The organism is Wenjunlia vitaminophila DSM 41686 (assembly GCF_000380165.1).
In the GTDB taxonomy this organism is placed as follows: Bacteria; Actinomycetota; Actinomycetes; order Streptomycetales; family Streptomycetaceae; genus Wenjunlia; species Wenjunlia vitaminophila.
Window position 1 is genome coordinate 39140 of record NZ_KB904657.1, and the last position, 19524, is coordinate 58663.

A 19524-nucleotide genomic window follows, 5' to 3' on the forward strand; every position below is an offset into this window, starting at 1 on the left:
GTCCAATGGCACGTACTTCCTCACTCATCGCCGGCTTCGTGGCCGGTGTCGTCCTGGCCGGTAGCACGGTGGCCCTCGCGGGCGACACCAGCACCAGCCCCGGCGGCACCGACCCGAACACCAAGACCACCACCACCTGGCTGACCGTCAAGGTCGCCGACGCCATGGGCACCAGGGACACCATCACCTGGGTTCCCACCGCCTCCTTCGGCTCCTCGGCGGAGGTCCGGGTGCCCCGCTACCCCATGACCGCCATCGAGGGGAGGGACACCAGGGAACTCACGCTCTCCGCGGTCCGGAACGAGCAGGTCTCCGCCCAGATCGCCATCGCCTCCGGGCGGCCCCTGAGCGATGTGCACGCGGTCGTGGGCGACCTCACCGGGCCAGGCGGCGCCCGCCTGTCCGGTGACGACACCCAGGTACGGTTCGTCAGGTACACACCGGTGCAGCGCTCCAAGGGCGAGATCGACTGGTCCGCCACCATCGACCAGGTCAGCTCCGCGAGGGAGGTCTCCGGGGACCGCAACCCGGACGTCGTCGGCGACGCCCTCGCGGAGGGCTCCTCCGTCAACGTGCCCGCCTACGCCGCCCAACCGCTGTGGTTCACCTTCCACATCCCCCGGGACGCGAAGCCGGGCACCTACACGGGCAACGTCAGGATCCGCGCCGACGGCAGGACCCAGACCACCTACCCGCTGACCATCACCGTCGCCGACGCGGTCGTGCCGGACCCCGCCGACTACGACTTCTTCCTCGACGTGTGGGCCCAGCCGGAGACCATCGCCGAGTCCCACGGGGTGGCGCCGTGGTCCGGCAAGCACTGGAAGCTCATCGAGACCTACGACCGCGACCTGGCCAGCCGCGGCCAGAAGGTCATCAACACCACCATCGTGGACAACCCCTGGCACCACCAGTGGTCGTTGGGCACCCGCGAGTCGCAGACCGCCACGCCGTACTCCAGCATGGTCGGCTGGACCTGGGACGGGAAGAAGTTCGCGTTCGACTTCACCCGCTGGGACACCTACGTCAGGACCGCGCAGCGCGCCGGGCTCGGACCGGACATCGGCGCGTTCTCCATGCTCGCGTTCCAGGACCGGGAGCACCTGACCTACACCGACACCCGCACCGGCAAGGTCGTCTACGAGAACGTCGACCTCGGCGGGGAGCGGTGGCGGCAGGCATGGGGGACGTTCCTGCCGGCCTTCGAGCAGCACCTGCGGGACCGGGGCTGGCTGGAGAACACCTGGCTGTCCTTCGACGAGCGGCCCATCGACACGATGAGGGTGGTCCGGGACTTCGTCCACGAGGTCGCCCCGGCCTTCGACGACCGCATCTCCGTCGCCGGGTCGATCGCCACCGAGGAGGTCGCCGGCAACCTGTCGGTGGACTGGGGCGGCATCGACCGGCTGACCCCGGAGAAGGTCGAGGAGCGGCGCAGGGCCGGCAAGACCACCACGTTCTACGTGTACGGGCTGCCCGCGCACCCCAACACCTTCTCCTACTCCCCCGCCGTCGAAGCGCGGATGCTGCCCTGGATCTCGGCGCAGCGGAAGCTGGACGGGTTCCTGCGCTGGTCCTACAACAGTTGGACCAGTGATCCCTTCGCCCAGCCGGTGCACATCTTCACGCAGGGCGACGAGTACCTGGTCTACCCGGGTGAGGACGGGCCGATGTCCAGCATCCGCTGGGAGCAGCTCAAGGAGGGCATCGAGGACTTCGAGCTCGTCTCCCAGCTCCGCGCCAGGAACGGCGGTGCCGACAGCGAGGCGCTCACCGCGGCCCTGACCACCGCGACCCGTGACCTCGACGGCCGGACCAAGAACGTCACCGACCTGGAGGCCGCACGGGCCGCCGTCGTCAAGGAGCTGACGTCGTCGGACGGATGACGCAGCCGACCGGTGCCGTCGGGACGCGCCCGACGGCACCGGTCACCCGTGCGCCAACGGCGCCGCCCCGGCACACCGCCGTGGCACCCATCGACCTTTTCACCGTGGAGGAATGATGACCAGAACGCCCAACCAGGACCCGGAACCCTCCGGGTCGGGAGCACGGCGGCGTTCACCGGGGGACCAGCAGGGCTTCAGCCGCCGGCAGGCGCTCACCGCGGCGGCCGCGCTGGGCGGTGCGCTGCTGCTGTCCCCCGTGGGAGGCGCGGGCACGGCCCGGGCCGCCGAGCAGGGCGGGCACGGGTTCGACACCGGCCCGGCCGCTGACGCGTTGCGGCGCCTGCTGCCCGGCCACCACCGGCAGTTCACGCTGCGGGCCGTCTCCGGGCGCGACGGCGAGCGGTTCCGGGTCACCGGCGGCACCGGACGGATCACCGTCGAGGGCACCAGCCCCGCGGTCCTGCTGACCGGTGTCAACACCTACCTGACCCGGGTGGCCAGGGCCGACATCTCCTGGAACGGTGAGCAGCTCGACCTGCCCCGCCAGCTTCCCGCCGTCGGCACCGAGATCACCGGCCGGGCCAACGTCCCGCACCGCTTCGCCTTCAACGACACCAACGAGGGCTACACCGGCCCCTACCGCGACTGGCCGGCGTGGGAGCGGGAGCTCGACGTCCTCGCCCTGCACGGCATCAACGAGGTGCTGGTCTACATCGGTTCCGACGCCGTCTACTACGACACGTTCCGGGAGTTCGGCTACTCCGACGCCGAGCTCAGGGCGTGGATACCGGGGCCCGCGCACCAGCCGTGGTGGCTGCTGCAGAACATGTCGGGCTTCGCGGGTCCGGTCTCCAGGCAGCTCCTCGACCGGCGCGCGGCGCTCGCCCGGAAGATCATCAACCGGGTGCGGGAGCTGGGGATGACCCCGGTGCTGCCCGGCTACTACGGCACGGTCCCGGACGACTTCCCGGCCCGCAACCCCGGCGCCGCGGTGGTGCCGCAGGGCGGGTGGGGCGGCTTCAAGCGGCCCGACTGGCTCGATCCCCGGACACCGGCCTTCGCCGCGGTCGCCGCGTCGTTCTACCGGCACCAGCAGGAGCGCTACGGCAGCAGCACCATGTACAAGATGGACCTGCTGCACGAGGGCGGCCGGCCGGGGGACGTCCCGGTCGGCGACGCGGCCAGGGCGGTGGAGTCCGCGCTGCGCACCGCCCACCCCGGCGCCGTCTGGGCCATCCTGGGGTGGCAGTCCAACCCCAGCCGGCAGATCCTCGACGCCGTCGACACCAGCGCCATGCTGGTCGTGGACGGTCTCTCCGACCGGTACACCAGCGTGACCGACCGGGAGAGCGACTGGCAGGGCACCCCCTACGCCTACGGCTCCATCTGGAACTTCGGCGGCCACACCGCGCTCGGTGCCAACGCCCCCGACTGGGTGGAGTGGTACCCCAGGTGGCGGGACAAGGACGGCAGCGCGCTGTCCGGCATCGCCGTGATGCCGGAGGGCGCGGACAACAACCCCGCCGCCATGGCGCTGCTCACCGACCTCGCGTGGACACCCGGCACCATCGACCTGGACGAGTGGTTCGCGCAGTACGCGACGAGCCGCTACGGCGCCCCGGACGCCAAGGCGCTGGCCGCCTGGAAGGTGATCCGCGACACCGCCTACAACATGACCCGCTCGGACTCCTGGAGCGAGGCGCCCGACGGGCTGTTCTGCGCCCGGCCCAGCCTGACCACCAACAAGGCCGCCGCCTGGGGGCCCGCGGGCGAGCGTTACGACACCACGGCCTTCGACCGGGCGCTGCCGGCCCTGCTGGACGTCGCCCCCGAGCTGCGCGACAGCTCGGCCTACCGTTACGACCTGCTCGACGTCACCCGCCAGGTGCTGTCCAACCGCAGCCGGTGGCTGCTGCCGCAGATCAAGTCGGCGTACGAGCTGGGCGACCGTGCGCGCTTCACCGAGCTCACCGGGGTCTGGCTGGGCTGGATGGAGCTGATGGACAGGGTGCTGGCCACCAACGACCAGCACCTGCTGGGCCGTTGGCTCGCCGAGGCGCGGTCGTGGGGGGCCACCGCCGCCGAGCAGGACCTGTTGGAGTACGACGCGCGCTCCCTGCTCACCACCTGGGGCGACCGGCAGAGCAGCGAGGAGGGGCTGCACGAGTACGCGAACCGGGAGTGGTGCGGCCTGGTGGGCGGCCTGTACCGGGACCGGTGGAGGAAGTACTTCGACGAGCTGTCCGCGGCCCTGGCCGAGGGGCGCGCCCCGGCCGCGATCGACTGGTTCGCCGTGGACGACCGCTGGGCGCACCAGCACGACACGTACCGCACCACCCCCACCGGCGACATCCACCGGCTGGCCCGCCGGGTGATGGCCACGCTGGCCGCCGACCCGCACCAGACGTCGTTGACGGCGTCCACGGACACCGCGGCGGTGAGCGACGGCCGTCCGGTGACGGTCACCGTGACGTTCACCAACCGCAACGGCTTCTCCCCCGCGACGGGGTTGGTGTTGTCGGTGGAGGCGCCCGAGGGCCTGGCGGTGGAGCCGGTGGGTCCCTCGGGGGCCGACTCGGTGGCTTCCGGCGAGACGTTCACCGCGACCTTCCGGGTGACCCTCACCGGGGGCGTCCCGGACGTGGTGCTGCGACTCCCCGTGAAGGCGTCCTACCGGACCGGGACGTCCACCGGGGTGGCCGTGGCCTCGGTCCGGGTGATGGCGGGGATGCCGGTGGGCGAGCCGTACCTGACCGCCTCCTTCAACGGCGCCGTCTTCGGCCAGTCCGGGTCGGTGCTGGCCATCGAGGGTGCCGGCGCCGACCTGTGGGGGGGCACCAACGAGTTCGGCACCGTCTACCGGGCGGGCGCGTTCACCGACGGTTCGACCGCGACGGTGCGGGTGGCCTCCCAGGACAACACCGGCGGCTGGGCGCGGGCCGGGCTGATCGTCCGCAACGAGCTCGCCGTCAACGGCTCGACGGGGTACGTCAACCTGGCGGTGACCCCGGGCAACGGCTGTGTGCTGTCCTGGGACGCGGGCGGCGACGGCCGCTTCGACACCATCGCCATGAAGGGCTCGTTCGCCGCCCCGGTGTACCTGCGGCTGACCCGTTCCGGCGGGACCTACACCGGTGAGTGCAGCTCCGACGGCACCACCTGGACCACCGTGGGCACGGCCACCCCCGGTGGCGCGGCCACCGCGCAGGACGTCGGCGCCTTCATGACGGCGGCCAACGGCTGGACCGGTACCCGCGGGATCGCCACGTTCGACGGCTTCACCGTGGGCTGACCGGCCGGGCACCCCCCGGGCCGCCGCCCCGCCGCCCCGCCTCCCGCCCCACCTCCCGCTACGGCGACCGCGCGGTCGCCGTGGTGGTGGCGGGCGGCGGGGTGGTCGTCACGGACCCGGGGGGGTGCCCGGACCCCGGAGGTGTTCGCGCGGGGTGGGGCCGTCCGGGTGCTCCGGGACCCGGCCGCGGGCGATTCCGCGAGGCTTCCGCCGGACACCCGGCCCCCGGACGGCGCAGCAACCGGCCGACCTGTGGTGATGTGGCCCGCGCCGCACTGACGGGGAATCAGCTCACCCTTGCCGGATACCGGTCAGGGAGCGCTCACCGGGTATGCCGGGGTGCACAAGACGCAGGTCAGAAGTTGTACGACGAGCTGCGGCCGGCAGCCTGGCGTTCAGCCAGGGCAGCGACAGCACGCGCTCGACACGCGCGCCAGATCGACGTGGCGCCGCCGCGTGAGGTCCTGTTGACTCATGTCGCCGACCACGTCAGGGCGAGGTCTTTCCGGTCAAGGAGAGCCACTGGTCGTTCCGCGTCCTGGACGGCGTGAACCGCGGAACTCCCGAGACCGCCGGAGGAGTACCGAAAGGGACCGGACGAGCGGGCGGGTGACGTCAGGACCGCGGCGGGTCGTTGCCCACCACGGGACGTCGGGGGCGTTGGTGGGGTGGGCACCGGAGCGGCACCGGCACCGCGCACGCCCGCCGGGACGGCCCGCACCGGTGGGTGGGTGGGATGCTGGTGGCGACGTGGAGCGGGAGGAGGGCACGGTGGGCAACCGGGTGACCGTCGTCGGCGAGGCGCTGGTGGATCTGCTGTGGGAGACGGCCGGGCACCGGGTCACCCCGGTCCCCGGCGGCAGCCCGGCGAACGTGGCGGTGGGGCTGCACCGGCTGGGGCGGCCGGTCACGCTGGTCACGACCTGGGCCGACGACCCGCCGGGAGAGCTGGTCCGCGCCCACCTGGAGTCAACCGGGGTGGACGTGCGACGGGCCCCGGACTCCTCGGGGCGTTCCATGCTGGCGCTCGCCTACCTGGACGGCCACGGGTCGGCGAGCTACGACTTCCTCACCGCCTGGGCACCCGAGGAGCTCACCGTGCCCGACGACACCGCGGTGCTGCACACGGGATCGCTCGCGGTGGTGGTGGAGCCGGGCGCGTCCGCGGTGCTGCGGCTGTGCCGAAGGACGCGGGACCGTCCGGAGGTGGCGGTGGTGGCGGACCTCAACGTGCGGCCCGCGGTGCTGCCGGACCGGGACGCCTACCGGGACGCCTGCCTGCGGCTCGCCGCGGCGACGGACGTGGTCAAGGCCAGCGACGAGGACCTGGCCTGGCTGTTCGGGCACGCCGACCCGGTGGTCGCGGCCCGGACGCTGCTCGCCGCGGGGCCGCGCCTGGTCGTGGTCACCCTCGGTGCCGCCGGGGCCCTGGCGGTGACCGAGGGGACCGAGGTCCGGGTACCGGCCCGGAGGACCACGGTGGTGGACACGGTCGGCGCCGGCGACGCCTTCCAGGCCGCCCTGTTGGACGCGCTCGCCGATCGCTGCGGGGGCGGCGGACGCCCGTTCCCGGCGACGCCGGACGAGCTCACCGCCGTGCTCTCCCGGTGTGTCACCGCCGCGTCCGTCACCTGCTCCCGGGTGGGGGCGGTGCCACCGACCGCCGAGGAGCTGGCGGCCGCCCGCGCGGGCTGAGGGGGAGTCAGCGACGGCGGCTCGGAGGCCCGGCCGGGGATCGCGCGGACCCGATGGCCGCGGCGACGTCGCCCCGCTTCCCAACGGTACGGTTAAGTAGGTATAACCATAGGTATGTTGTTGTAGAACGATGTTCTTGCGAGACCCGACCCGCAGTGGGTCGGCTGTGTCGGGACCGGTACCCCCGCTCGGGGCCGGGGCCCGGCGGCCGGGACCCGGGGACCGGCACCCCGAGGACCGGACGTGGAGACGGGACCGACCCTCCCTCGGGTCGCACCCGGGTGTACTGATCCGACCGATCCGGTCAGCTCCTCGCGCGGCCAGGACAGCACCCGCCACCCGCTCCGCCTGCCCGCGGCGCCCGCTCCCGCCGGCGTCGCCCTCCGTGAGCAACCGTGAAGCGCCTGGCGAGTCCCGCGCCCTCCTGTCGCGCCAGGCCCTGACTTCTGGGAGAAGCCATGGACAGTACGCGCTGCCGGCAGCCGTTGGCGCAGTTGCGGGCACCACGGATCATCGTCGCCCCCCGACCGGGCGCCGGGTCCGCCCCGGCCGGCCCACCAGCCGGGGTCACCATCCGAAGAGCGGGCGGCACGGCGGCCGGCGTCAGGCCACACCGTCCGCGGGACCGCCGCGAGCCGCTGCCCGGGGTGCTCTTCCGAGCCGAACTGGGCCGGTTGGCGGTGGCCGTCGCGGAGTCAGGGCCGGACGCACTGGGCGGTCGGCTTCCGGGAGGTCCGCTGGTCCTCGCCCGTCCGGTCAGTGGAGCCCTCCGGGTCGAGCAGGACGGGCAGAACGCGCTCGTCACCCCGCGCACCCTCGTCGCGCTGGACACCAGCCGGCCGCACCACGTGGTGGTGCCCTGCCGGGCGCACGTGGTCGCCCTCCTAGTGCCGCACGCGCTCGTCGGCCTCAACCCCGAGGACACGACGGGCCTCACCGCGGCCACCTGGTCCGGCACCGAGGCAGCCGCGGCCCCGCTCTTCCACCTGCTGGCCGGGATCGACCGGTCCATCGCCCAGTTGGCACCCGCCACCGCCGAGCAGTTGGGCTCGGGCATCACCGACCTGGTGGGCGCGCTGCTCGTCAGGCGCCTGTGCCGGGACACCGCGGCGGAGGCCGCGGAGCTGCGGCGCTCGTTGCTGCTGCGGATCCAGTCCGACGCCCGGCTCAACCTCTCCGATCCGGACCTCGGACCGGCCGGGATGGCCCGCCGGCACCACGTCTCGTTGCGTTACCTGCACAAGGTCTTCCACGAGCAGGGGCTGAGCCCGGCGAGCTGGATCCGGGACGAGCGGCTGGCCCGTTGCCGCACGGACCTGCTCGACCCGCGCCTGGCCCATCTGACGATCGCCGCGATCGGCGAGCGCTCGGGACTGCGCGGCGCCTCCACGTTCACCCGGCTGTTCCGCGAGCGCTACGGCGTCACCCCCGGGGAGTTCCGCCGTGCCGCCGTGCACGCCACGGCGACCTCGCCGGGGGCCGTGGCGATCGTCCGCACCCCGGCGCCCGTGGGGTGAGTTCCTCCGCACCGAAGGAGCCGTCGGGCGACCGATGGGCGCCGGTTCACCGGCCGCGTACCAACCCCCGCACGGCTGAATCGCATCCGGAGCCGCCCTCAGCCGCCCGATACCAGGCTAGCTTCGGAGGATGCGCTACATCCACGACGAATGGAGAGAAAACGGATGCCCACACAGATGAGAGCCCGGTGCACCTACGACCTGGTACTCGATGCCGCCGCCACCGATTTCTCCCGGTACGGGTTCGGCAGGACCAACCTCCAGGGAGTGGCGAACCGCCTCGGTCTGACCAAGGGGGCGTTGTACGGACACTTCTCCTCCAAGGAGGAGATCGCGGCCCGTCTGATCGCGGAACTCGACCAGATCCTGGAGGCCCCGCCGGACGCCGCCGGAGCGCCGGGGCGCGCGCTCGACCGCCTGCACGCACTGCTGCACGGCTTCACCGAACGGGTCGAGCAGGACATCCGGATTCGCGGCGCGGTACGGCTGGTGGTGGAACGGGCCCAGTCGGGCGAGCGGCAGCCGGAGTTCCTCCGCCGGTTGAAGGACACCACGGTCACCCTGGTCCGCCAGGCCCAGCGGGACGGCGACCTCTACCCCGACCTGCCCAGCGAGAGCGTCGCCGACCTGCTGGTGGCGGTGCCGTTCGGGACGTACTACCTCACCGACTCGGGGGGCTGCGACGGCCTGTCCAGCCGGGTGGACGCGGTCTGGAGCCTGTTGGCGCCACTGCTGCGCACCTCCGGGACCAGCGGGGCGGACGCGGCGGCCTGATCACGGGGCCGCACGCGGCCGGGGACGTCACTGCGGGCCGCCTCGACCAACCCCAGGATCTCCTCCGCGTACGGCAGCATCCGCACACCCGCGTCGGTCAACGACACGGTCCGGCCCTCCCGGTGGAAGAGGCGCGTCCCCAGGGCCAGTTCCAGGCTCTTGACCTGGGCGGTGATGGTGGACTGGGCGTAGTGCAGGTTCTTTGCCGCGCGCGTGAAACTCAGCTCTCTCGCCACCTCACGGAACGCCGCCAGGTGTTGGATCTCCATCGCGCCTCCTGTCCACCGGCCGAAGCGGACACCGCGGACGCCCCCTCCCCGGCGGCGCCGACGCACCGCCCCCGAACAGTCGCCGCTCCCCGCGCACCCAGCCGTGGACCAGCGAAGCCATGACGCGCCACCGCGCCCGCCAGGCGTCAACCCCGTCCCGAGACGTCCGACCCGGAACCCCCGCATACCACCGAACGTCGCCCAGAAATATACCTACTGGCTGGTATGCCAACAAGGGTCACGAGCCTCATGACCAGGGCATCCACCGGCTGTCGGCCCAGGGGAGCCGCTCATTAGAGCAGACCGACGCCCGATTGTCAGACGCCATCGGAAATACCTATCGCATATGCCGATACCAATGCGCTGACCTGCGGGAACGCCACAGCGAGGCGTGCGCGAATCAGCCAGATCCCATGCACGTCCGCGCACCCGCCGAGGCCGCCCACCACCTAGCGTGGAGGCAGACCCGGGCATTCGCGTCGGGGACCGGTCCCGGCCGCTCACCACCCGCAAAGGAGCACCGTCTTGAGGAGCGCACCCCTCACCGAGCTCCCCGGCACCGCCGATCCCGTCGGGGACGTCGAGGCCCTGCTCCACCGCGCCCGACGGCTGACCGCCGCCGCGGCCGAAGGTGAGCGGCGGCACCCGGCGCGCTCACCCGCGGCCCGGGACCCGGGGACGCTGATCGCCCGGCTGATCGACCACGCCCGCTCCGGACCCCTCACCGCCCAGCTCACCGCCTGGCCCCTGGCCTCCCACGAGCACCCCGGTGTGCGGGCGCTGCACACCGCCCTGTTGGCCAACCCGGGACCCGTGTGCCTGCTGCTCCCGGCCGGCGCCGGGGACGACCCCGCCCACCAGGACATCGGCCAGCTCGCGGGACGCAGCACCCGCCTGCGGGTGTCGCCCCACCCCCTGCCCCCGTTGACCGTCATCGACGGCACGGTGGCGGTGACCTCCGTGCGCAACGGAGCGGGCGTCTCCCGGTTGCTGGTCATCCAGGACGTCCGGGTAACCCAGACCCTGCAGGCGCTGTTCACGGCGCTGTGGCACCAGGCCACCGTCTGCGTGCCGGTGCCCCGCCGACGGGACCCGGGGTGCGGCCACCCGGACGGGTCGGACGACGACCGGAACGCCGTTGGCGACACGTCCGGGGCGAGCGGGTCCCGCGTCGGTCCCCCGGGCGGGGACGGCGTCTCGGGCGCCGACGGGTGCGGCACGGCACCTGGTGCGGTCACCGACCCGCTGGACACCACCGGGGTGCACGCCATCCGACGGGACCGGGCCACCCTGCGCATCCTGCAACTGATGGCCACCGGGGTCACCGACGACACCGCGGCACGTCAACTCGGCTGCTCCACCCGCACCTACCGGCGTCGGGTCGCCACACTGATGCAGCAGCTCAACGCGACCTCGCGGTTCCAGGCGGGCCTGTACGCCGCACACCACGGGCTCCTGGCCCACGGACCCGCGCCCCTGGGGCCTTCCGGTGATCCGCAATCCGGTGACCAGTGCGCTCGACGGAACAGTCAGACGTGCTAGCTCCGTTCTTTTAATCACTCAGAACGGTACCCACGAACTCCTGCGGGGCCACCGCACATCAATCTCCGCCGACCACTCCGCCAAAGCGATGCGTTCACCGGACTGGGCACGTGAGGTGTCCAGCCGTGGCCGCCGGGCGGAGCCAGTCACCGCCCGCGTTCCCACGCGCGAACGGCCCGCCGGCTCCCCAGCCCGCCCGCGGGGACGCGGCGCTGGGCCGTCTCGTTCCGTTCATGCCTGCCGGGGCACGGTGGTCAGCCAGATCAAGGCTGTTCGGCTGTGCCGAACAGCCTTGACGCACTACGGGACCAGCACACCCACACCAAGGGGTTGACCACGCCATTCGCACACTCCTACGATCCCACCACCGTTCTGCAATACAGAACAGCGTTCTCAAAAGGGGCGCTTCGCATCCCTTCAGCCCTTCAGGAGTGCCCTGTGGACCGCCCCGACACGACCACCCGGCGCCGGATGCTGCGCGCCTCCGGCCTGGCCGGACTGACCGCGGCGGGCGCCGTGGTCGCCGCCTCCCCCGCCGCGGCGGCTGGCTCGCCCAGCCAGAACCCCCCGGCGTACGACACCGTCAAGGAGTTGCTCGCCCGGTCCCCGCGCCAGAACCTCGACGGGGACACGGCACTGGTGAACGGGTACCACCGGCCCGGTGACGGTGGCGGCATGGTCGTGCGCTGGGACGCGTCCTCCACCGCCGCCCCCAACGGGGGAACCGTGCTGGCGCCGGCCCAGGCCACGGCTCAGGGCCGCTGGATACAGATGCACGACGGGGTGCAGGACTTCCGTCGGTTCGGACACTTCGACGCGGAGCGGCCGGCGGACGACGCCCTCGACGCGATGGTGGAGGACCCCGCGGTGCACCGCGTCGAGGCCCACACCGACCTGCTCTTCACCCGCCGCCACGTGTTCGACCGGTCCGGGATCGAACTCGACTTCGGGGGACACACCGTCCACTCCACGGGCATCGAGAAGAACACCCATGACAACCCGTTCGGGGCGGTGCTCGCCTTCCGCGGGACCGTCACCGACACCTCGGTCAGCTACGCCCTGCCCGCCACGGTGATCGAACTCACCGACACCTTCCCGGTGCCGGACTCCTCCGCGTTCCGGGTCGGCCAGTGGTGGACGGTCCAGGTGGACCCGGTCAAGGGCGGCGGCAGGGACGAACGCGAACTCCAGAAGCTGGTGGAGATCACCGAGATCGTGGACGGCACCCACGTCCGGATCGGCTATCTCAACGGCTGGGAGCTGGCCCAGGGGCGGACACTGACCTGGACCCGGGTGGAGCCGGTGCGCCGTGCGCACGTGCGCGACATGCGCTTCCTCGGTGCGGGCGACGACGAGTACACCGGATCGCACCCGGTGTCCTACGAGTACGCCGTGGACTGCGACGTGCGGGACATCCACGCCACCGGGACCTTCTGGCCCGTCATCATGCGGCGCTGGTGCACCCGCTTCAGCACCGAGCGGTGCTCGCTGAAGAACCCCCCGACCGTGTTCTACGGCGGCGCCGGCTACCTCACCCAACAGATCTACTGCCTGTACGGTCGGGTCTCGGACTGCGTGACCAGCAACGTCCGTCACCTCAACGACCTGACGGCCTCGGCCTACTGCACCGTCGTCAACTGTCACGGCGACGGCGACGACGCCGGTGGCAACCCCTTCACCACCCACGGCCAGTACGAACACGACCTGCTCTTCGACGGCAACTCCGGGCTGATGGACATCGCCAACTCCGGGGCGCAGTGGGGGATCTCGGCCAAGCGGATCACCGTCCGCAGACACGTCTGCTCCTGGTTCACCGCCAACACCAAGATCACTGACCTGACCCTCGAGGACGTCACGGTGATCGCCCGGCCCACCTTCGACCAGGCCGGCACCCTGACCGTCAACGCCGACGGGGCGCAGGTCCGCGGCTGCACCGCGAAGTTCTTCGCGGTGGCCCAGCGCTCCGCGCGCTCCCGCCGGCCGACCGTGATCAGCGACTGCTCCTTCGCCCTCCCCGCGGGGACCGTCCTGGTCCAGACGCCGGTCACCGCGCCGGTCCACTTCGAGCGCTGTGTCCTCACCGGACTCGACGGCGTGGTCCTGCGCGGCTCGGGTCCCGTGCGGTTCACCGACTGCACCCTGGAGGGCGCCAACGGCTCCGCCGCCCCGCTGTCCGTGGGCTCGACCGACCTGGTGGTGGAGTCGGGCGCGCTGCGGGACACCGGTATCCAGCTCACCGCGGTGCGGGACCAGCGGGTCCACCTCACCGGTGGGGTCCGGCTCTCCGGGACCAACGGCTCGGGAGCGCTGCTGAGCCGCTCGGACGGCCCCGGCCGGATCACCTGGCAGCTCTCCGGCGTCACCAGCGACACCGACGCTGCCACCGCCCACCTGCGGATCGCCCACGGCACCAACCACGTGGCGGCCACCTCCAGCCGGTTCACCGGCGGCCGGCTGCACCTGGAGCCCGACGCCTGCGCCGACGTCCTGTACAGCTCGTGCGTCGAGGACGGCACCCAGCGCACCGCGATGCCCCAGGACGGGGACACGGTCCGCACCGACGGCAACCTGGTGTTTTAATCCTCCCCGCCCAAAAGGACGGGGCATCCTCGAAGGAGACGCGGTGAGCGCGCCCGTGCCGCCGCGCCCGTCAGGGAGCGGCGGCACGGGCGGACGGTGCTCGCCGCCGGTTCAGCAGGGGCTCGCCTCGACGATGCACACCGGGGACGCGGTCTGCACCACGCGCTCAAGCCTGAACCCGGTCTTGGCGAAGACCTCGCTGTACTGGGAGGCCGAACGCTCCTTGCCGCCGACCAGCAGCATCAACCACAGGTCGATCAGCTTCGCCGGGTGCTGCCGGTTCCCCTTCTCCGGAGCCACGAACTCCATCAGCAGCAGTCGGCCGTCCGGGTTGATCGCCTCGCGGACGTTCTTGAGGATCTCGATGACCTGCGGCTCGGGCCAGTCGTGCACGATGTGCTTGAGGATGTAGGCGTCACCGCCCTTGACGTAGGGCCCGAAGAGGTCCCCACCCTCGATCTCGCACCGGTCGGCGACGCCGGACTCCTGGAGGAACTCCTTGGCGCCGAGCTCGCCCGCGCGCCCGTCGAAGAGGATGCCGCGTGACTGCGGGGAACGCTGCAGGGCACCGGCGAGCAGGGCGCCGCGTCCCCCGTACACGTCCACCACGGTCTGGTAGCGGGAGAAGTCGTAGGCGGCGAGGATGGGCAGTGTCTCCAGGTTGGACAGGTTGCCCATGCCGCCCATGAAGATCTCCGCGTACTCCGGGTTCTTCTCGAGGTACTCGTACGCGCCCATGCCCCGCGTCTTGGGAATGGTCGGCTGACCGCTGCGCACCGAGTAGGCGAAGTGGCCCCATTCTTCCCAATGCGTGGGGTGGCCCATCAGCAGTGCTATGGGACGCATCGAATTGGGCGAGTCGCTGCGCAGGGCGTCGCCCATGGACGTCATGGTGAAACGCCCGTCGTTCTGCTCGGCGAAGATGTCGTAACTGGCGAGCAGGCGCATCAGGCGGTGCAGCGCGTCCGGATCGGCGTCGACCTTCTTGGCCAGTTCCTCCGCGGTCTGCGGCCCGGAGTGCAGGGCGTCGGCCACCTTCAGGTCGGCGGCGACGTAGATGGCCTGTGTGATCATGGAGCTCTGGGTGAGTTCGAGCAGCGCCATCGGGCCCGGCACCATCCGCCGGTGCAGCTTCAGAAGACGCGCGCGTACGCCTTCCAGGGCGCGGACGAGACGAACGGGCGGCATCTTCGGGCTGGACGATGCGGACATGCGTTTCCTCCGTGGCGGTTGCACAGCGATAAGGGACTTCTCCGCGCGTGCGACCGCCGCAACGTGTAAAGCGCACCACGCGTACTTCAGCGGTCGGGCGGGAACACCAACTCACCCCAGGTGTTGGTTCGCCCGGGTGACTCTAGAGCGGCACCTCAATGGCGAACAACTTCCTGCTGTTGGTGTTCGGGGAGCGCGTTGAACAGCGCCAACCCCTGGTTTTCGAACGATAGGTTGACCGGGCCGCTGACGGCGGGAACGCGTCCGTCGCCCCCCGGGGTCGGTGCCGCGGTGGGGCCGTGCAACCGCGGAGCTCCCGCAGTCGAACGCTCCGGTCGGCACCCGGCACGGAAGGCTCCGCGCCGAGGGGCCGCCGCCCCAGGTGCCGCGTTCACTCGCCCGTGCGCTGTTGGAGCTGCTCGGCAAGGGTGTTCCAGGCCGCGGCGCAACTGCGGGCCAGGTCGGCGACCTCGGGCACCCAGTGGCCGGGAAGCCCTCTGCCGAGGCTCTCCAGGCCCTCGTCGTCCACGGCGTAGCGGTGCAGCCAGCGGAAGGTGCGCCGCCCCGCCTCGTTGAGCCGCAGTGAGGGGTCCTCGCTCAGCTTGGCGAGCAGCTTGTGCCGGTCCACGAGGACGTCGCCCTGGTTCACCGTGGCGCAGCCGGCGGTGGCGGCGGAGCGCGCGGCCACGGTGGCCCGGGGAACCTGGTGGGCACCGGGCACCCGGTACCTGCCCGGCACCGGGTCCTCGCCGCGCTCGATGCGCTGGCGGACGTCCCGCACCGTCGCCGGGGACAGCCCGGTGGCCCGGGCGACCTCGCGCAGACCGGCGTCGGGGCGCTCCTGGAACATCGCCGCGGCCTGCTGCCGGCGGTGGCCCGTGTCCAGCGGACGCAGTCGCCCGTCACGACCGATGCGGGCCCGCACCTGGTCAGCCTCGGTCGCCGAGCGGGCACGGATCTTCGAGACGGTCTTGTCCGACAGCGCGGTGGCGGCGGCCACGGCGCGGTCCGACCATTGCGGGTGGGTGGCGATGATCCGCGCCGCCGCCGCGGCCCGGTCGGTGCGGGACAGGGGGAGGCCGTGGGTGACGTTCGCCTTGACCGCCAGGACGAAGGCCGCTCCCTCGTCGCAGTCGAGCACCCGCGCCTCGATGACGGTCCGCCCGTTGAGCAGCGCGGCCCTGACCCGGTGGGTCCCGTCGATCACGCGCATGGTCGGCCGGTGGACGGTGATCGGCGGCAGGGTGCCCGGAGCCTCGGCGAGCATCCGGACGTGGTCGGCGTCCTCGCCGCTGAGCCGCGGCGAGTCCGTGAGGACCAGGTGGTCGATCCGCACGCTCGTCACCGGGTGTGACTCGAGCCAGACCATGGACGCGGCGATGTCGTCCAGGTCGACCATGGGGAACCTCAGCAACTGATCGTCAACTGACTTCTCCGCCAGAGTCAACGCGCACCTCCTAGCCGGCAATCGGAAGCGGAATCCACTTCCGGTAACGGCATTAGAGGTGACGCGCGTGCTCACTGTCAACCATTGGGACCACCATGAACCTCATTGGTTCACAGGGGAGTTGAGTTCGAGTGAGGCTCGAACGAACCTCCACCGGAGTGCCCCGAGACGAGCACGCCACCCGGGACGCCCCCGTCACACGGGAGGGCGCTCGTACGTCATTGCTACGACCACATGCGAGAACAGGGATGTGACCGTGGACGAAGTCGAGTGGCTGGCAGACCGGTTCGAGGAGAACCGGCCCCATCTGCGAGCGGTGGCCTACCGGATGCTCGGTTCGCTGAGCGAGGCGGACGACGCCGTCCAGGAGTCCTGGCTCCGGCTCAGCCGCTCCCACCCTGACACGATCGAGAACCTGAGCGGCTGGTTGACCACGGTGGTGGCCAGGGTGTCCCTGGACATGCTGCGTTCCCGCAGGTCACGACGGGAAGAGTCACTGGTGGTGGGGGTGCAGGACCCGATCCTCGGCACCGAGGAACCCACCGGGCCCGAGCATGAGGCGCTGCTCGCCGACTCGGTGGGCCTCGCCCTGCTCGTGGTGTTGGAGACGCTGGCGCCGCCGGAGCGCCTCGCCTTCGTGCTGCACGACATGTTCGCGGTCCCGTTCGACGAGATCGCCCCCATCGTGGGGCGCACCCCGACCGCGGCCCGGCAGCTCGCCAGCCGTGCCCGGCGCCGGGTGCAGGGGGCGTCCACCGCGTCCGAGTCCGGGCCCACCCAGCAACGCCGGATCGTGGACGCCTTCCTCAGCGCGACGCGGGACGGGGACTTCGACGGCCTGGTCGCCGTCCTGGACCCGGACGTGGTCCTGCGCTCCGACCGCAACGCGGCGCACACCGACAGCGCCCGCGAGGTGCGGGGCGCGATGGCGGTCGCCAAGCAGGCCAGCCTCTACTCCCAGCGGGCCCGTTACGCCAGGCCCGCCCTGATCAACGGCTCCGTCGGTCTGGCGCTGGTCCGCGACGGGCGGCTCCTGCTGGCCATGGACTTCGTGCTCCGTGGTGAAAGGATCAGCGAGATCGACGTCATCGCCTCCCCCAGCCGGCTGAACCGGATCGACCTCGTCCTGCTCGACCCGTGACCCGGCCACGAGGCAGGGCACCGGTCCCGCGCCGCTGGGGCGCCACCGGGGCCGGTGCCCTGCCGTGTCCTGGGGTCGCTGCCCGTCGGACAGGCCCTACGGGGTGAGCTGGGGGGAGTGCTCCTCCTCCGCTTCGGCGGGCACGGCCTCAAGGCCGGTCCTGACGTGGCGGGGCAGAGCGAACATGCCGAGGAACACCAAGACCTGGATACCCACGCCCCACCACAGAGTGAGGCTGAAGCTCCGGGAGAAGTTGTGGGCGTTGGCCTCCTCCCCGGCCTTCTCCAGGAGCTCGCCGAGCCGCGCCGGGCCGCCCTCGGCGCTGGCCAGGCAGCTCTCCGGTACCTCGGTGGGGTCGTGGGAGGCCGAACGTTCCCGCACGCAGGTACGGAAGCCCGCGAGGATGTCGCCCCGCTGGTCATCCGGGACGCCGGCGGCGGTGAGCTGCTGCTGGAGGGCCGGGACGACCTTGTCCACCCCCCGGTCGGAGTCGTGGTCGATCTGGTTGAAGAAGAAGACGCCGACCAGAGCGACGCCGAGCGCCATGCCCACCTGCTGGACCATCCCGAGGGTGCCGGAGGCGGAGCCGGCGTCACGGCCGGGAACCCCGGTGAGGATGGCGTCGATCATCGGGGCCACGACCAGGCCGAAGCCGAACCCGGTGACCACCAGCGGCAGCGCCATCTGCCAGGAACTGATGTCGGGGCCGTAGTGGTCGGCGGCCCACAGGTACGCGGCGAACCCGGCGCCGTTCAGCGCGGCGCCCCCCATCAGCACCTTGCGGCCGAACCTCGGGGTGAACACCTGCACCGCGAGGCCGGAACCGGTGGCCCCGCCCACCGCGAACGCGGTGCTGGTCAGACCGGCACGCAGGGCCGACCAGCCGAGGCCCATCTGCATGTACAGCGTCCAGACCAGGAAGAAGCCACCGGCCGCCAACCAGAACAGCATCCACACCGTCATACCGGCGGAGAAGGCGCGGTTGCGGAACAGGCTGAGGGCCACCAACGGTGAGCCCACCGTCCTGGTGCGGTGGCTCTCGTAGAGGACGAACAGACCGAGCACCACGACCGCGGACCCCATGAGCAGGAAGATCCACAACGGCCAGCCGCGGTTGCGGCCCTCGGTCAGCGGATAGACCAGCAGCAGGATGCCGAGGATGGACACCACGGCTCCGACCAGGTCCACCCTCGGGGCGTTGCGCGGCTTGGACTCCGAGACGAAGAACCAGGCAGCGATCAGTGCGGCCAGGCCGATCGGCACGTTGACCAGGAAGATCGAACGCCACCCGAGGTCCGCGGGGTTCCACTCGATCAGGGCGCCGCCGGTCACCAGCCCGATCGCGGAGGCCGAGCCCATCACGCCGCCCCAGATCCCGATCACCTTGCCCCGCTCCTCCGCGGGGAAGGAAACGTGGATGATGGCGAGGATCTGCGGGACCATCAGGCCGGCCATGGCCCCCTGCAGGAAGCGTGCTCCGATGAGCATCTCCGGGCCCGTGGCGGCACCGCACAGCGCCGAGGCGGCGGTGAAGCTGGCGACCCCGACGAGGAAGAGGCGCTTGCGGCCGAAGATGTCACCGAGGCGGCCACCGGTCACCAACAGCGCGGCGAAGCCCAGCACGTAACCGGCGACGATCCATTCGGCCTGGGCGTACTCGGCGTCCAGGTCGGTCAGGATGCTGGGCAGCACGACGTTGACGATGGTCACGTCGAGCAGGTCCATGAACCCGGCGCTCAGAATGATCACCAGGGCGATCCAGCGGCGGGGGTCCGGTTCCCGCCGTGCGGGTCCGCCCGGCTCCGGCCGGCCTCCCTTGGGCGCCGCGGAGCGGCCTTGCGTGTCGTGGGTCATGCCGTGCCTGCCTGCCACCCGTGGTGTCGAGCCCGACGGGCCGGGTCGGGCCCCTGGCCGTCACGTCCGCCTGCCACGCGTCCCGCGTTCGGGGCCCACACGCCGGACCGCCTGCCCCACCGGGAGGGCGGTGAGGGATCGAGCGATATGCATGCCATGTCGTGACTCCTTGTCACTCCGGCTCGGTCTGGTTTCTCGCAGCTATGACGGTGGGCGGGACGAGACTGTGACCGGTGCGCCCGACGGCCGCCCGGGGGACACGTTCTGGCGACGGCCGCGGAACGGCGGGACCCGCGGCTGTGGCGCCGGGCCGGG

General features: G+C 71.9%; 13 protein-coding genes. 8 read left to right on the forward strand and 5 right to left on the reverse strand.

Features of this window, described 5'->3' with window-relative positions; all coding sequences use genetic code 11:
* Window positions 1-5 precede the first annotated feature (5 nt).
* On the forward strand, window positions 6-1886 hold the full coding sequence (locus tag A3IG_RS0108305; RefSeq protein WP_018383091.1) for a DUF4091 domain-containing protein: 1881 nt from the start codon (window positions 6-8) through the stop codon (window positions 1884-1886).
* A gap of 115 nt (window positions 1887-2001) precedes the next feature.
* On the forward strand, window positions 2002-5178 hold the full coding sequence (locus tag A3IG_RS0108315; RefSeq protein WP_018383093.1) for an alpha-N-acetylglucosaminidase: 3177 nt from the start codon (window positions 2002-2004) through the stop codon (window positions 5176-5178).
* A gap of 395 nt (window positions 5179-5573) precedes the next feature.
* On the opposite strand, the gene A3IG_RS35945 is transcribed toward A3IG_RS0108315, so the two are convergent.
* Complete coding sequence (locus A3IG_RS35945) at window positions 5574-5654, reverse strand: putative leader peptide (RefSeq protein ID WP_407701018.1); 81 nt, start codon at window positions 5652-5654, stop codon at window positions 5574-5576.
* A gap of 274 nt (window positions 5655-5928) precedes the next feature.
* Here A3IG_RS35945 and A3IG_RS0108320 point away from each other — a divergent pair, with 274 nt between their 5' ends.
* The 3 genes from A3IG_RS0108320 to A3IG_RS28975 all read left to right on the forward strand — a co-directional run bounded on the left by A3IG_RS0108320 (window position 5929) and on the right by A3IG_RS28975 (window position 9164).
* Window positions 5929-6873, forward strand: a complete 945-nt coding sequence (locus tag A3IG_RS0108320) for a carbohydrate kinase family protein (protein WP_018383094.1) — start codon at window positions 5929-5931, stop codon at window positions 6871-6873.
* Between the two features lie 458 nt (window positions 6874-7331).
* The gene (locus A3IG_RS0108325; protein WP_078500189.1) at window positions 7332-8390 is read left to right on the forward strand and encodes an AraC family transcriptional regulator; all 1059 of its coding nucleotides are present in this window, start codon (window positions 7332-7334) and stop codon (window positions 8388-8390) included.
* Window positions 8391-8555: 165 nt separating this feature from the next.
* Window positions 8556-9164 (forward strand): TetR/AcrR family transcriptional regulator, encoded by a 609-nt coding sequence (locus A3IG_RS28975; RefSeq protein WP_051087424.1) that lies wholly within the window; start codon window positions 8556-8558, stop codon window positions 9162-9164.
* On the opposite strand, the gene A3IG_RS32420 is transcribed toward A3IG_RS28975, so the two are convergent.
* The gene (locus tag A3IG_RS32420; protein ID WP_078500193.1) at window positions 9047-9433 is read right to left on the reverse strand and encodes a LysR family transcriptional regulator; all 387 of its coding nucleotides are present in this window, start codon (window positions 9431-9433) and stop codon (window positions 9047-9049) included. The two genes, A3IG_RS28975 and A3IG_RS32420, sit on opposite strands and share 118 nt — an antisense overlap.
* A 525-nt stretch (window positions 9434-9958) precedes the next feature.
* Between A3IG_RS32420 and A3IG_RS35060 the strand changes: the two genes are divergently transcribed.
* Together A3IG_RS35060 and A3IG_RS0108340 are read left to right on the forward strand one after the other, a co-directional pair.
* Complete coding sequence (locus A3IG_RS35060; RefSeq protein ID WP_018383097.1) at window positions 9959-10975, forward strand: helix-turn-helix transcriptional regulator; 1017 nt, start codon at window positions 9959-9961, stop codon at window positions 10973-10975.
* Window positions 10976-11413: 438 nt separating this feature from the next.
* Window positions 11414-13555, forward strand: coding sequence for a hypothetical protein (locus A3IG_RS0108340; RefSeq protein WP_018383098.1), 2142 nt, complete (start codon window positions 11414-11416; stop codon window positions 13553-13555).
* 111 nt (window positions 13556-13666) lie between these two features.
* Here the strand turns inward: A3IG_RS0108340 and A3IG_RS0108345 are convergent, their stop codons facing one another.
* Window positions 13667-14767 (reverse strand): methyltransferase, encoded by a 1101-nt coding sequence (locus A3IG_RS0108345; protein WP_018383099.1) that lies wholly within the window; start codon window positions 14765-14767, stop codon window positions 13667-13669.
* Between the two features lie 391 nt (window positions 14768-15158).
* Complete coding sequence (locus A3IG_RS35675; RefSeq protein ID WP_157862263.1) at window positions 15159-16214, reverse strand: ParB/RepB/Spo0J family partition protein; 1056 nt, start codon at window positions 16212-16214, stop codon at window positions 15159-15161.
* 256 nt (window positions 16215-16470) lie between these two features.
* Between A3IG_RS35675 and A3IG_RS0108355 the strand changes: the two genes are divergently transcribed.
* Complete coding sequence (locus A3IG_RS0108355; RefSeq protein ID WP_026220025.1) at window positions 16471-17355, forward strand: sigma-70 family RNA polymerase sigma factor; 885 nt, start codon at window positions 16471-16473, stop codon at window positions 17353-17355.
* 96 nt (window positions 17356-17451) lie between these two features.
* On the opposite strand, the gene A3IG_RS28985 is transcribed toward A3IG_RS0108355, so the two are convergent.
* Window positions 17452-19209, reverse strand: coding sequence for an MFS transporter (locus tag A3IG_RS28985; RefSeq protein ID WP_018383102.1), 1758 nt, complete (start codon window positions 19207-19209; stop codon window positions 17452-17454).
* Window positions 19210-19524 lie beyond the last annotated feature (315 nt).

Bases quoted from the DNA above. Each gene is read 5' to 3' on its own strand.
- A3IG_RS35945 (WP_407701018.1), bottom strand. From the start codon at position 5,654: ATGAGTCAACAGGACCTCACGCGGCGGCGCCACGTCGATCTGGCGCGC.
- A3IG_RS0108305 (WP_018383091.1), top strand. From the start codon at position 6: ATGGCACGTACTTCCTCACTCATCGCCGGCTTCGTGGCCGGTGTCGTC.
- A3IG_RS0108315 (WP_018383093.1), top strand. From the start codon at position 2,002: ATGACCAGAACGCCCAACCAGGACCCGGAACCCTCCGGGTCGGGAGCA.
- A3IG_RS28975 (WP_051087424.1), top strand. From the start codon at position 8,556: ATGCCCACACAGATGAGAGCCCGGTGCACCTACGACCTGGTACTCGAT.
- A3IG_RS28985 (WP_018383102.1), bottom strand. From the start codon at position 19,209: ATGACCCACGACACGCAAGGCCGCTCCGCGGCGCCCAAGGGAGGCCGG.
- A3IG_RS0108345 (WP_018383099.1), bottom strand. From the start codon at position 14,767: ATGTCCGCATCGTCCAGCCCGAAGATGCCGCCCGTTCGTCTCGTCCGC.
- A3IG_RS0108325 (WP_078500189.1), top strand. From the start codon at position 7,332: ATGGACAGTACGCGCTGCCGGCAGCCGTTGGCGCAGTTGCGGGCACCA.
- A3IG_RS32420 (WP_078500193.1), bottom strand. From the start codon at position 9,433: ATGGAGATCCAACACCTGGCGGCGTTCCGTGAGGTGGCGAGAGAGCTG.